Here is a 13,897-nt window from a genome sequence, read left to right on the forward strand (position 1 = left end):
TTCGCCACCGTCGAGTGGCAGACCGTCAAGGTGGACGGCTACAACGAAAGCGGCAGCGACAGCAGTGCGATGTGGTTTGGCAGCCAGCAGCGCGACGCGCTCATCTCGACGCTGGGCTGGCGCCTGGAAGGCCACTGGCAGGCGGGCAGCACCATGCTGACCCCGTACGCCGAACTGGCCTGGAACCACGACAGCAAGGCGGATCCGCGCGAAGTGACCGCCGGCCTCAACGGCATGCCGGGCAGCTTCTCGATGGTCGGCTTTACGCCCGACAAGACCTGGGGCACCGCCGACGTGGGCTTGGCCGCGCAGTTCACCCAGACGCTCAGCGGCTGGCTGGGTTACAGCGGTCGCTTCAGCGACAACAGCCAGAAGTACAACAGCGTGAACCTGGGCCTGAAGTACGCCTTCTAAAGCCTGCTGGAAATCCCGTACAAAAAAAGGCCGCCTGTGCAAGCAGGCGGCCTTTTTCATTGGGTGGCTTGAATTCAGCCCGGCCGTCTGGACGTCCAAACGTCGGCCATGAAAAAAGCCGCCCGGAGGCGGCTTTTCATCGGAACAACGGGAAGGGCTTACTTGCCCTTGCCGTTGGTCGCCAGCTTGAGGATCGCATCGGCCTGCTTCTGCAGGTCGGCGGCGGCATCATCGCTGAGCGTCGAGGTCTTGCTGCCGGCCTGGATGGTCTTCAGCACGAGCTGGCCGTCCTGGCTCCACGCGGCGCGATCGGTTTCGCTGGGCTTGGCATCCTTGCTGGACTTCTTCTGCTGCACGACGACCCACGGCTTGCCGTCCTTGTAGGCGTAGTCGGTGCTGGTGAAGCCCTTGTCACCGTAATCGACCTGCTCGCGGATGAACTTCACTTCGCCCGCTTCGCGGAACAGCTGCCAGCCGCGCGACACCTTGTCGTCCAGCTTGGTGCCGTTGCTGATCTTCATGCCGCCAATCTGCTTCTGCACGGCGGTAAACGCAGCCAGTTCCTTCTCGCCGGCGGTCTGCTCGGCCACCAGCTGGATGTTCACCTGCATCGGCGCGCCCTTGGTCAGCACCTGGGTCTGCAGCGGCGGGGTGTAGTGACGGTCACCGTCGACCAGGTCGGCCTTCAGCACGTACAGGCCCTGCTGGTTCACGTCACTGGGGTTGAATTCGAGCTCGAACGAGATCGGGAAGGTGTTGGCGGGCTCAACCGTCTTGGTGGCCAGCGGTGCGCTGTCCTGCTGCGACACGTCCACCAGGGTGAGCTGCAGCTTGGCCGACGAGGAAACCTCCTGGTTGGCGTCACGCAGGGTCACCTGGCCGGTGATGGCGTTTTCCTTGGCCGGCGCTGCAGCCGGGGCCGGAGCGGCCTGACCGGCGGTCGAAGCGGCCGTCGCACCACCCTGTGCGCTGTTCTGGGAAGAATCGGAAGAATTGCCGCAACCGGCAAGAGCCAGTGCCGCGACCGACATCAACGACCAAACCAACGTGCGCATGGGAAACCTCTATCGACTGTCAAGACTTAGCGCGAGAACCAACAGGCGTCCAGATACGCCACGACTCTACACGGGGGAAGCTCTCAGGATAGACGAAAATCAAGGACTTGTAAAAACTTCCCCATGCGCGGGCGTATGTGACGGTTTAGGCGTCCAAATGTCTGCGAAAAAGAAAAAAGGCGGCCCGTCACCGGGCCGCCTTCGTGCAACAACACCGATACAGCTTAGAAACGCTGGGTGTACTTCATGTAGATCATGCGACCAATGTCGAAGCCGCCGTAGTACACGAATGCGCTATTGGGCTTGGAGTACATGATGGGGCCCTGCTTGTCGAACACGTTGTTGGCGCCCACCGAAATGACGCCCTTCCACGGCATCGTCCAACGGAACTGCACGTCGTTGAACGTGGTGCTGCCGGTGTGACGCTGTGCCTGCGCGCCGTTGAACGGATCGACGTGATCGATGTCGTTGCACTCGTCCGGGGTCACGTACGAGCAGCGCTCGGTCATGCCCGAGAAGTAACGCATGGTCCAGGTCGCACCGAAGACGCCGTAGTTCCAGTCCAGGCCCAGGTTCGAGCGGACGCGGAAGTTGCCGCCGTAGCCGGTGAGCGGCTGCACGATCGTGGCCGGATTGTCGTCCGCCTTGATGTTGAGGTAATCGACGTAGGTCGTGTTCCAGTGCGCGGCGAACTGGCCGATCGAATCGATGGTGAAGCGATAGTTCACACCGAAGTCGTAACCGGCGGTCTTCTGCCAGCCCTTGTTGGTCAGGCCGTAGAACATGTTGGTGATGGCGCCATTGGCCGGATCACGCGTAAAGCCCGAGCAACGCGAGGAGATGCCGCCGACGTAGCAGTCATCCAGGATGTCCTGCACCGCGTCCTGGCTGATCACGTTCTTGATGTTGATCTTGTACCAGTCGAGCGAGACGTCGAAGCCCTGCAGATAGCTCGGGCTGTAGACCATGCCCAGTGTGCGGGTCGTGGCGGTTTCCGGCGTGAGGTTGGCGTTGGAGCCCGTGGTGAACTGGTAGTTGCTCTGGCACGGGTAGGTCGTGCAAGGCACCAGGCCTTGGGCGAGCTGCACGAAGGTTGCCGCCACGCCGGGCTGACCACCGAAACCGCTGGTGCATCGAGCCGCCACGGCCGGATTACCCTTGGCCGAACCCTTCTTGCTGTCGCAAGGATCGGTGTACGACTCGAAGCTGCTGCCAGCACCGCCGTAGAGGTCGGAGATGGTCGGAGCGCGGAAGCCCTGTGCCCAGCTGCCACGGACCAACAGGTCGTCGATCGGCTTCCACTTAATGCCGGCCTTGCTGTTGGTGGTGCTGCCGAAGTTGTCGTAGTCGGAATAACGGGTGGCGACGTCGAGCGACAGCTCGCGAGCCATCACCATGTCCTTCAGGAGCGGCACGTCGAACTCGACGTAAGCTTCATCCACCGCGTACTTGCCCTGGGTGGTGGTCGCAGCCAGACCTGAGCTCAGGCCCGCCTGGTTGAACGCGTCCGGCACGAAACGGCCGTCTTCCTGGCGGTGCTCGATACCCGCAGCGATACCCACTTCGCCTGCCGGCAGCGCGAACAGCGTGCCCGCGAGGTTGGCGGTGTAATCGGTCGTGGTGGTCTTACCGGTGTCATGGAACTCGGGGAACAGGAACGACTGCAGGTCGCCGTTGGCCAGCGAGCCCTGGCCTGCCTGGCCGTACGGCAGCAGCGGGTTCCACGGCACGCAGCCGGCGATCGGGCTGGCAGCCGTGCCGCAATGCACCTTGCCGTCGGAGCCCATGAAGGACGGGCCCAGCGCCTGTTCGGAATTGATCAGGTTGAAGTCGCCGTGACCGGTCTTGAGCATGTTGTTGCGATTGGTCATCGCGCCAACGTCCCAGTTCCAGGTGTGGCCGCCGAGGTCAAAGTAACCCTCGAAGCCCGCCGTCCAGCGATAGGTTTCCAGCTCGCTGTCGGTCGTGCGAGGCACTTCCCAGCCGCGACGCGCGAAGTTCAGCGTGGTGCCCAGCGGGTTGAAGTAGCTGGTGGCGGCGAGCGGCGTGCCGAACGCAGTAGCCTGGTACGGATAACCCGCGATCTGCTGGAACGTGCTGCGCTTGTTGTAGAGGAAGTCGGTCTTGAACGTGACGTTGTCGCTGAGGTTGTACTTGCCGGCGGCAAACAGCGCGGTGTGCTCGAGGCCCGTCTGCAGCGTCATCTCCTGGTTCGCATTGGCGTAGCGATCCGAAGTCAGCGGCTGGTAGTTGGCGATATTGGTCGGGTCGGTACCCGGCTTGAGCGTACAGGTGGCCTTGGCGCCGCCCGGGCCGCACGGGCCGGAGAACGAGCCGTTCTGCGAAATGCTGCTCCAACCTGCGGTCGGGTGGAACGGGCCGGCCGGGTAGGCGGTGAAGTCGCGATCGCGCGCCCACACCGGATCTTCCTTGTCGTACTGCGCGCTGACCATGATCGAACCGCGATCGTTCGCAGTGCCGAGGGTGAGGTCGTAGCTCTGCTTCTTGCCGTCGCCCTGGTCGAACTCGCCGACGTAAGCATTGGCTTCAACGCCGGTGAAGTTGGTGCGCAGGATCACGTTCACCACGCCAGCGATGGCGTCCGAACCGTAGATCGACGAACCACCATCCTTCAGCACTTCGATGCGATCGATGGCCGACACCGGAATCTGGCCGAGGTCCTGCAGGCCGGAGGTGTTGGCGCCCAGGCGCTTGCCGTTCACCAGAACCAGCGTGCGGTTGGCACCGAGGTTACGCAGGTCGACGTAGTAGCCACCCACGTCTTCGCCCGAGGACAGCGCGTTGGCGCGGCTGATCGCCGGCGAGCCCACTTCGGTAAGGTTCTGCAGGATATCGGCAACCGAGGTGAAACCCTGGGTTTCGATCTGCTTGCGGTCGATGGTGACCACGGGCTGGGCGGTTTCGACGTCCACGCGCGGAATGCGCGAGCCGGTCACCGTGACCGTTTCCAGCTTCTTGGCGTTTTCCTGGCTGGCGCCGTTGGCATCCTGCGCCATCGCCGGAGCCATGGCCGCGAAAGTACCTACGGACAGTGCGAGGCGCACGGCCACCGTAAGTTTGTTATCGAGCTTCTTGCGGAACTGCATGTTTTCTCCCCAGTTAAAGACCCCGGCCCCAACCGGGAGTCGAAAACCCGGTTCGCACCGGGATTGCAGGCCCCAACGGCGTTGCGCCGCGTGGACTTGCTGTCTGCCAGCTGAATGAGCCGACGTGTTCTTGATCACCAAACCGCGACAATTGCGTTGTTTGGACTCGGCCAGTCCTCCCACAAGGGATTACTGTCCACCAAGAATTTGCGAACCTAATAGAGAAAAGTTGCGAGTGTCAACGAATTTCTAACACTTGCTTTACGCTTACGCCACACTTTCTTCACGCTTACAAATCAAAGTTGGGTTCACGCTCCCCTTCACAGTCGCCATCCGTCAGGAAAATGCGATGAACATGCAGAAAATTTCGTCGATCGAGCCCGCAAATACCTTTGCCGATCGCATCAAAGTGCTGATCCAACGGGTGGGCAGCGTCACCGAGATCGCGCGAATGTGCGGTTTTTCGGAAGGCGTGGTCCGCAGCTGGCGCGACGGCAATACCGACCCCTCACGCGCGCGTTGCGTCACGCTGGCCAAGACCCTGGGCATTTCCCTGGTCTGGCTGGTGGCCGGCGAGGGCACGATCCAGGCCGACGCCATCGCCTCGGGCGAAGAACTGCCGAATGCGGAAGCGTCGGCCAACCGCCACCGCTCCAAGCTGCGCACGGCCGCGGACACGCTGCACGCAAGCGGCATGGCGATGGATCCGCAGCGCCTCAACACGGCCCTGCGCATCCTGCAATCCGAACTGGATCTGGCCGAAAGCCGCCTTACGCTGGCCGACAATGCCGACATGCTGGCCGACCTTTATGAAATCCTCGGCCCGGGTGGCAACGATGTGGACGCGGGCGCCATGGTGTCCTTCAACCAGCGCCTGCACGAGCGGGTGAAGCGCGGCCGTCAGGCCATCGCGTGAACCTCACGCGATTGGCATAAACAAAAACGGCAGCCCGAAGGCTGCCGTTTTTGTTCGTACCTGACCGCTTCCGATCAGAGTCGCGCGATGTCCGCGATGGCGCCGAACTGAGCCTTAAGCTGACCGAGCAAGGCGAGGCGATTGGCGCGAACGGCCGGGTTTTCCGCGTTGACCAGCACGCCATCGAAGAACGCATCGACCGGCGCCTGCAACTGCGCGAGGCGCGTCAGCACGGCGGCATAGTCGCCTGCCTGCAATGGTGCCGCGTTATCGGCACGAGCACTGTCGAGCGCAGCGGCCAGGGTGCGCTCGGCATCGGCCTCGAAGTGCGCCGGATCGACCTCGGAACCCACCGGCGGTGCGCCGGCCTCTTCGGCCTGCTTGCGCAGGATGTTGGCCACGCGCTTGTTGGCCGCGGCCAGGCTCAGCGCCTCCGGGCGACGACCGAACTCCGCAACGGCGCGAAGACGGCGATCGAAATCGACCAGGCTGGCCGGCGACACCGCCAACACGGCTTCGAACTGCTCGCCGGTAAAGCCTTGCTCGGCGTAGTAGCCGCGCAGGCGTTCGAACACGAACTCGACCAGCTCGTCGGCCAGCGCGGCACGGCGCTTGCCCGCCTCCAGCGCAGGCGCCTTGCCGTCCTTGCCAGGCTTGAGGCCCGCGGCAAGTGTGGCTTCCGGCAGAAGCTCGAGCGCTTCCACGAAACTGCCGCGGACGTCCAGCTCCAGGCCGCCTTCGACCAGCGTTCGCGCCAGACCCAGCGCGGCGCGGCGCAGGGCGAACGGGTCCTTGTTGCCGCTGGGCTTCATGCCCACCGCGAAGATGCCGGCCAACGTGTCCAGGCGATCGGCCACGGCCAGTACCTGCCCCACCTTGCCCGCCGCGATGGCATCGCCGGCGAAACGCGGCTGGTAGTAGCTGTCCAGCGCATCGGCGACGCCCTTGGCCTCGCCGTGGTGCGTGGCGTAGTAACGGCCCATCACGCCCTGCAGTTCCGGGAACTCGCCCACCATGCGGGTCAGCAGGTCGCACTTGCTCAGGGCCGCTGCACGCGTGGCTTCGCCAGCGTCCACATCGACGCGATTGGCCACTATGCGCGCCAGTTCGGCCACGCGCACGGTCTTGTCCCACAGGCTGCCTAGCGCCTGCTGGTAGGTGACGTTCTTCAGCTGATCCTGGTAACCGGATAGCGGCGTCTTCAGGTCTTCGTCCCAGAAGAACTTGGCGTCGGCGAAGCGCGGACGGATCACGCGCTCATAGCCCTTGCGGATTTCCGACGGCTGCTTGCTCTCGATGTTGGCCACGCCGATGAAGTGTTCGGTGAGCTTGCCGCTCGCGTCGAACACCGGCACGAATTTCTGGTTCGTCTCCATCGTGGTGACCAGGGCCTCCGCCGGCACGGCCAGGAATTCGCTGTCGAACTTGCAGGCGATCGCCACCGGCCATTCGGTGAGGTTGGCGATCTCGTCCAGCAGCGCGTCGTCCAGCCGGGGCACGCCGCCGGTTTCCTTTGCCGCGCGCGCTACTTCCTCCCGGATCTTCTGGCGACGCTCGGCCGGATCGGCCATCACCTTGGCCGCACGCATGGCGTCGGACCAGCTGTCGGCATCGACCACGTGCACGGGATGCGGATGCATGAAGCGATGGCCGCGCGACTTGCGGCCGCTCTTCAAGCCCAGCACTTCGCCATCGATGATGTCCGCGCCATGCAGCATGACCAGCCAGTGCACGGGGCGCACGAAGGCGTAGTCGTGGTCGCCCCAACGCATCGGCTTGGGAATCGGCAAGCCCTTCAGCGCTTCGTCCACGATCTCCGGAAGCAAGGCAGCCACAGGCTGGCCGGGTTTCACGGCGCGGAACACGAACCACGACCCCTTGTCGGTTTCCAGCTTTTCCAACTGCTCGACCGTGACCCCGCACGATTGCGCAAAGCCTTGCAGTGCCTTGCCCGGCTGGCCGTCGGCATCCAGCGCGGTATTCACCGCCGGGCCGCGACGCTCGATGTTCTGCGCAGGCTGGTTCACCGCGACCGACGGAATATGGATGGCCAAACGACGCGGCGATGCGTAGAGCTTCGCCTGATCCAGGCTGCCATCCACGCCTCGCTTGGCGAGGCCGTCGCAGACGCCGCGCAAGAAAGCGGCGGCCAGTTCGTCCAACGCCCTGGGCGGCAATTCCTCGGTGCCCAGCTCGATCAACAGCGGCTTGGTGGCGGCGCTCATGCAGCCTGCTCCTTGAGGTTCTTCTTCAGGCCCGGAAAGCCGAGCTTTTCGCGCTGCGCCACGTAGGTCTCGGCGACGGCGCGCGCCAAAGTACGCACGCGCAGGATGTAGCGCTGGCGCTCGGTGACGCTGATGGCGCGGCGCGCATCCAGCAGGTTGAAGGTGTGGCTGGCCTTCATCACCTGCTCGTAGGCAGGCAGCGGCAGGTTGGCGGCGATCAGCTTGTTGGCCTCGCCCTCGCACACGTCGAACCAGCGCAGCAGCTCCGGCACATTGGCGTGCTCGAAGTTGTACGTGCTCTGCTCCACTTCGTTCTGGTGGAACACGTCGCCGTACGTGACCGTGCCGTGCGGACCATCGGTCCACACCAGGTCGTACACGTTGTCCACGTTCTGCAGGTACATCGCAAGGCGTTCCAGACCGTAGGTGATCTCGCCGGTGACGGGACGACACTCCAGGCCGCCGGCCTGCTGGAAGTAGGTGAACTGGGTCACTTCCATGCCGTTGAGCCACACTTCCCAGCCCAGGCCCCAGGCGCCCAGCGTCGGCGACTCCCAGTTGTCTTCGACGAAACGCAGGTCGTGCACCAGCGGATCCAGGCCCAGCTCCTTCAACGACCCGATGTACAGGTCCAGGATGTTGTCCGGGTTGGGCTTCATCACCACCTGGTACTGGTAGTAATGCTGCAGGCGATTGGGGTTCTCACCGTAGCGGCCGTCGGTGGGACGACGCGAGGGCTGCACGTACGCCGCCGACCACGGTTCCGGGCCGAGCGAACGCAGGAACGTCGCGGGGTGGAAGGTGCCGGCGCCGACCTCGGTATCGAGGGGCTGCAGCAAGACACAACCCTGCGCCGCCCAGTAGCGGTTGAGGGTCTGGATCACATCCTGGAAGGTGCGCGCGGACATGGCTTTCCGTGGGCTTGGATAAAGCGCGTTAGTATAGCCGGGACCGCTTTCGCCGCTGGAATTCGGGCGAAAACCCACGGGAGACGCACCGCATGGCAGCTTCACCGCAATCCGTGTCCCTGCTCGGCCGGCGCAACCGGCTGGTGCTGGACGAAGTGTTGGCCACCCTGGTGGTCGACGGTTACCTGCAGGCCGAAGACGCCAAGCAGGTGCGCATGGGTTCCCGCAGTGGCCGTGCGACGGTCGAGTTGCATCCGCTGGTGCTGGTGGCCAATGCGAAGTTGCCAAACCAGCGCGAGCCCGGACGGCCGCTGAGCCTGGAAGCCCTCACGGAGTGGCTCGCCGGTCACGCGAATCTGCCGTACCTGAAGATCGACCCGATGAAGATCAACGTAGCCTCGGTGACCCAGGTGGTCAGCCGCGCCTACGCCGAGCGGCACCGCATCCTGCCGGTCGCCCTGGGGCCGGGAGAAGTCACGTTTGCCACCTGCGAGCCTTTCGACCAGGGCTGGGCGGCAGACCTCTCCCAGATGCTGCGCCGGGACGTCAAGCGCGTCGTATCCAGCCCGCTGGACATCAACCGCTACTTGCTTGAGTTCTATGGCGTGCAGCGCTCGATCCAGCTGGCGCAGGATGCCAAGGGCTCGGGCTACGACTCCTCCGCCATCCTAAACTTCGAGCAGTTGGTAGAGCTGGGCAAGGCCGGCGAAGTCGGCGCCGACGACCGCCACGTGGTCCACATCGTGGACTGGTTGCTGCAGTACGCCTTCGAGCAGCGCGCCTCGGACATCCACCTGGAGCCGCGTCGCGAGGCAGGCCAGATGCGCTTTCGCATCGACGGTGTGATGCAGAAGGTGTTTGAGCTGCCGCCGCCGGTGATGACCGCGGTAACGGCGCGCATCAAGATCCTTTCGCGCATGGACGTGGCCGAAAAGCGGCGCCCGCAGGACGGCCGCATCAAGACGCGCTCCAGCGGCGGTCGCGAAGTGGAGCTGCGCATTTCCACCATGCCAACGGCGTTCGGCGAAAAAGTGGTGATGCGCATCTTCGACCCCGACATCGTCGCCAAGGATTTCTCGCAGCTCGGCTTCTCGCCGGAAGAGGGCGATGCCTGGCGCTCGATGGTGGAGCGCCCGCATGGCATCGTGCTTGTCACCGGTCCGACCGGCTCGGGCAAAACCACCACGCTGTATTCCACGCTCAAGCATCTGGCCACGCCCGAATTGAACGTGTGCACGGTGGAAGACCCGATCGAAATGGTCAGTTCCGAGTTCAACCAGATGCAGGTGCAGCCGGCGATCGACCTGGATTTTGCAGCCGGCGTGCGTACGCTGCTGCGCCAGGATCCGGACATCATCATGGTGGGCGAAATCCGCGACCTGGAAACCGCGCAAATGGCGGTGCAGGCCTCGCTCACCGGCCACCTCGTGCTCTCCACGCTGCATACCAACGATGCCCCAAGTGCTGTCACGCGTTTGCTCGACCTGGGCGTGCCGCACTATCTGATCCAGTCCACGCTCACCGGTGTGGTGGCGCAGCGCCTGTTGCGCACGCTGTGCCCGCACTGCAAGGCGGAGACCACGCAGAATGCCCACGAATGGACGGCACTGACGCACGGCTGGTCGCTGCCCCTGCCCGACAAGGTCTTCAAGCCGGTCGGTTGCCTCGAGTGCCGAAACACGGGTTTCATGGGTCGTACCGGCATCTATGAAATGTTGGCCTTGTCGGGTCGACTGCGTGCGCTGATTTCCGCGCAGTTGGATCTTGGCCACTTTGGCCACGCCGCCCTGGCCGAAGGCATGCGGCCGTTGCGTATTTCCGCAGCGGCCCAGGTGGCGCGTGGCGTCACCACCGTGCAGGAAGTCCTCACGGTCATTCCGCCCATCGAGCACGGTCTGGACTGATCGTGCCCTGGTTGTTCCCTCCCTCCTGCTCTATTCCTGTCGCATGAAGCCTGTCCTGATCATCCGCACCGGTCGTGCTCCCGCTCCCATTCGTGCCCGGCACGGTGATTTTCCACACTGGTTCCGCATCGGCGCGCAGCTGTCGCCCGAGCGCGTACGCGTCGTGGATGTCGAGGCGGGTGAAACACTGCCGCCTCCCGAAGACGTCGCCGGTGCGCTGATCACAGGTTCCGCGGCCATGGTCACTGAGCGGGCCGACTGGAGCGAGCGCACGGCGGGATGGATCCGCAATGCCATGGACCAGGAGCTCCCGCTGTTCGGTGTCTGCTACGGCCATCAGCTCATGGCTCATGCCTTGGGCGGACGCGTCGACTATCTGCCGGGCGGCCGGGAAATCGGCACCGTCACCATCAACGTGCTCGACGCCGCGCAAAACGATCCACTCGCCAGGCAATTGCCGGCCCAGTTCCGTGCGCACGCCACCCATGAGCAAAGCGTGCTTGAGCTTCCCAAAGGTTCGACGGTGCTGGCCAGTTCCGCACGCGATCCAAACCATCTTGTGCGCTATGGCGCCAATGCGATGAGTGTGCAGTTCCATCCGGAATTCAACGCCGACGTCATGCGCGCGTATATCGACCGCAAGCATCACGACATGCGGCGTGAAGGTTTCGATCCACACCATGCGTATCGGCAAGTCGCCGCCACGCCGCTGGCACGCCGACTGTTCCGGCAGTTCTCGCGGCATCATGACCTCGCCGCACGCTGACATTTTCGTCATCGTCACTGCCTAGAATCCTGCGGCATGACGCCGGGCGTCGCCGCCGAGAAGACGAGCACGATATGGGACAGCTGCAACCGCACGTGCATCGCGCATCAGTGATGGCAATGCGCCTGGTGGACATCGCCGACACCATTGACCTCGCGGCAGTCGAGTCGCTGTGGGCACGTCACGCACGCACGGCTGCCGCTCGAAGCCGCCTGGTCACCACGCCGCCGAAAGCGATGACGTTCGGCGTTCCGCCCGTCGAACTCGCACTGGATTCGCGCCACCTCGTCATCGGTGGCGTGTCGATGCCCGCAAGCATCATGGTCAGGCTGTACGAGTTCGGCGTGGCGGCGTTTTCGATCAGCGTCGCGGCTAACGATCTCCCCTGGAGCGACTTCAGCACACGGGTAAACGCCGTCGACAGTGCGCTGGGCATCGCTTCCGCTTCCACGGTGTGGGTGGAGCTCATCGCGCAGATCACGCAGGTGCTTGGTCCCGCGCTGGTGCGGCCCAGTGCCGAACCGTTGCATGAGGATTATCTGCTGGCGCTGGTGCATGCGATCGAAGGAGTGACACACACCGCCACGCTGCACGAACAGGTCGATCTGGTGCCGCTGCTCTCAGGCGAGTCACGACCGCTGTCGGAGCAATCGCGGCAGGAGTTGCTGCGACAGCGCTACGCCTATTACACCGACGACCTTGTCGTGCTCACCTGGGATAGGGCCTTCATCTACGAGCCGCGCGATGATTCGGACGTGGTGGATATTATCGAAGTTGCCAACGCGCAGCTGCTGGAAATGCGCTACTACGACGAGCTGCTGGATGCCGAGCTTCCGCGGATGTACGACCTCATCGAGGCCACCCGCAGCGTCGCCAACCCTTTCGCCGCGCGGCGCTATGCAGACCTCGCACGCCACCTTCACACGCTGGTGGCCGAAGTCACCGAGGTGACCGAAAAGGTCGACAACGCGCTGCAGGTTACCGAAGACGTCTATCTGGCCCGCGTCTATGCCGCCGCACTCGAGTTGTTCCGCGTGCCGCACGTGAGCAAGGCCGTCGATCGCAAGCTGGCCATCATCCGCGACAGCTATTCCGCCTTGTACGAGGAAGCTTCAAGCAAGCGCGGCGAACTGATGGAAATGGCGATCATCGTGCTCATCGCCGTGGAGATCGTCATCGCCATGGTGCGCCACGTTTAGATCGCGTCGCTCAGCGGCCTCGCGGCGGCATGGGGAAAGGCGTGATTTTCTGGCCGTCGCTGGCGTCGCGAATCACCAGCGCACCTTTGTTCTCCACTTCCTCGATGCGCACCACCGACTGCATGGGCAAATGCAGCACCCGCGTATCCTTGAATTCCTCACGCAGGCGTTCTTCGGTGGGATCGATCAGAATGCCTTCACCCGCGGACTCGAACACCAGTTCGCCGACCTCGGTAAATCCCCACAGCGCGCTGGATGCCACGTGCCGCGCATAGAGCTCGTAGCACTTGCCCAGGTGCAGGAAGGTGACCTTGTAGAGTTTCTTGGTACGCATGGGGCTATTTTAGCCGCGCAGGCGACGGGCGATGTCGTCGCGCGAAAACAGCGCGAAAACCACGCCGAACAGGAATCCGGCAATGTGTGTCCACCAGACGACCTCACCGTAGCTCGGCCCGGCGTAGCTGAAGAGAAATTGCAACAGCACCCAGATGCCGATGAGCAGGAACGCCGGCACCCTGACGAATTCCAGATAGAGACCCAGCGGCAATACCAAGCCAAGGCGTGCGCGTGGAAACAGCGCAATGTAGGTGCCAAGCACCGCCGACACGGCGCCGCTGCAGCCGATGATGGGGGAGCGCACGCCAGCAAGCGACAGTGCCCCGACCAGGTTGGCGACGATACCGCCAATGAGGAACAACAAGAGAAACCTCAGCGATCCCAACGCCCGCTCGGCCGGAATGCCGAAGATCACCAGGAACAACAGGTTGCCCAGCAGATGCAGCCAGGCGAGGTGAATGAACAAGGCCGTCGCCAGGCGTAGCAGGGAAGGATCATGCAACTGCGGAAGTATCGGCATCTTCGCATCGAAGATGTTGGCCGGCACGGTGCCCCATTCAAGCCACATCGAGACGCGTTGCGGCGGCGGCATCAGCGCCAGACCCACGAAACTGATCACGCATACGAAGACGAGCAGGGCCGTAGCCCATTGCACGTGCCTGCGACGCCGCGTTTCGACATGGACAAACACGAATGGATGCTCCGCAACGCGCTCACCGGAAGAGGCTTGCATCATAGGTGATAACTGGACGACCACGCCCTGCGTTGCACCGTGCCGCGGCCGCACCACTGGACCTGGCGTCAAACGCGGCGCCTTTTCGGCCAACCAGATACCTGTATGCAGACACATAGCGCCGTGCGGGTAAGCACGCGTGCAGTGGCGAGCGCGCTTCGCGTCGACGGGTCGTTGGTCGCCGTCACCTTTCCCCATGTAGGAGCGCAGCCAGTGCGCGATCGGGGCCACAGGCGCCCGATGCGCCGCAGTGAGGCGCTCGATGGATTGATGGTCGCGTGGAGCATCGCCCGTAGCCTGGGCGTGCATACGATGCAGCCATTCCACCCTGTGC

11 protein-coding genes are annotated in these 13,897 nt (G+C 63.7%); 5 read left to right on the top strand and 6 right to left on the bottom strand.

Annotated elements, in window-relative coordinates:
- Nucleotides 1-414 (top strand): autotransporter outer membrane beta-barrel domain-containing protein (locus VFG49_RS02110; protein WP_324857848.1); only part of this gene is annotated, 414 nt, incomplete at its 5' end.
- Between the two features lie 158 nt (nucleotides 415-572).
- Here VFG49_RS02110 and VFG49_RS02115 read toward each other — a convergent pair.
- Both VFG49_RS02115 and VFG49_RS02120 read right to left on the bottom strand, forming a co-directional pair.
- Nucleotides 573-1,469: a YbaY family lipoprotein gene (locus VFG49_RS02115; RefSeq protein ID WP_324857849.1), complete on the bottom strand. Its 897-nt coding sequence runs from the start codon at nucleotides 1,467-1,469 to the stop codon at nucleotides 573-575.
- A gap of 224 nt (nucleotides 1,470-1,693) precedes the next feature.
- Nucleotides 1,694-4,576: a TonB-dependent receptor plug domain-containing protein gene (locus VFG49_RS02120; RefSeq protein WP_324857850.1), complete on the bottom strand. Its 2,883-nt coding sequence runs from the start codon at nucleotides 4,574-4,576 to the stop codon at nucleotides 1,694-1,696.
- A 349-nt stretch (nucleotides 4,577-4,925) separates the two neighbouring features.
- Here VFG49_RS02120 and VFG49_RS02125 point away from each other — a divergent pair, with 349 nt between their 5' ends.
- Complete coding sequence (locus tag VFG49_RS02125) at nucleotides 4,926-5,492, top strand: helix-turn-helix transcriptional regulator (protein WP_324857851.1); 567 nt, start codon at nucleotides 4,926-4,928, stop codon at nucleotides 5,490-5,492.
- A gap of 74 nt (nucleotides 5,493-5,566) precedes the next feature.
- Here VFG49_RS02125 and glyS read toward each other — a convergent pair whose 3' ends face one another.
- Nucleotides 5,567-7,717 carry a glycine--tRNA ligase subunit beta gene (glyS, locus tag VFG49_RS02130; protein ID WP_324857852.1) on the bottom strand — a complete coding sequence of 717 codons (2,151 nt, stop codon included), beginning with the start codon at nucleotides 7,715-7,717 and terminating at the stop codon, nucleotides 5,567-5,569.
- Nucleotides 7,714-8,625 (bottom strand): glycine--tRNA ligase subunit alpha, encoded by a 912-nt coding sequence (gene glyQ, locus VFG49_RS02135; RefSeq protein WP_324857853.1) that lies wholly within the window; start codon nucleotides 8,623-8,625, stop codon nucleotides 7,714-7,716. Before glyQ ends, glyS begins: the two co-directional genes overlap by 4 nt.
- Nucleotides 8,626-8,717: 92 nt before the next feature.
- On the opposite strand from glyQ, the gene VFG49_RS02140 reads away from it, so the two are divergent.
- The 3 genes from VFG49_RS02140 (at nucleotide 8,718) to VFG49_RS02150 (ending at nucleotide 12,494) form a co-directional block, all read left to right on the top strand.
- A complete protein-coding gene (locus tag VFG49_RS02140) occupies nucleotides 8,718-10,529 on the top strand; it encodes a GspE/PulE family protein (protein ID WP_324857854.1) in 1,812 nt (603 codons plus the stop codon).
- Nucleotides 10,530-10,572: 43 nt separating this feature from the next.
- Nucleotides 10,573-11,295 (top strand): glutamine amidotransferase, encoded by a 723-nt coding sequence (locus tag VFG49_RS02145; protein ID WP_324857855.1) that lies wholly within the window; start codon nucleotides 10,573-10,575, stop codon nucleotides 11,293-11,295.
- A gap of 74 nt (nucleotides 11,296-11,369) precedes the next feature.
- Nucleotides 11,370-12,494, top strand: a complete 1,125-nt coding sequence (locus tag VFG49_RS02150; RefSeq protein ID WP_324857856.1) for a hypothetical protein — start codon at nucleotides 11,370-11,372, stop codon at nucleotides 12,492-12,494.
- 10 nt (nucleotides 12,495-12,504) lie between these two features.
- On the opposite strand, the gene VFG49_RS02155 is transcribed toward VFG49_RS02150, so the two are convergent.
- On the bottom strand, nucleotides 12,505-12,828 hold the full coding sequence (locus VFG49_RS02155) for a DUF1820 family protein (protein ID WP_324857857.1): 324 nt from the start codon (nucleotides 12,826-12,828) through the stop codon (nucleotides 12,505-12,507).
- A 9-nt stretch (nucleotides 12,829-12,837) separates the two neighbouring features.
- A complete protein-coding gene (locus tag VFG49_RS02160) occupies nucleotides 12,838-13,521 on the bottom strand; it encodes a rhomboid family intramembrane serine protease (RefSeq protein ID WP_324857858.1) in 684 nt (227 codons plus the stop codon).
- Nucleotides 13,522-13,897 lie beyond the last annotated feature (376 nt).

It is taken from the genome of Dyella sp., assembly GCF_035685885.1.
Lineage (GTDB): Bacteria > Pseudomonadota > Gammaproteobacteria > Xanthomonadales > Rhodanobacteraceae > Dyella.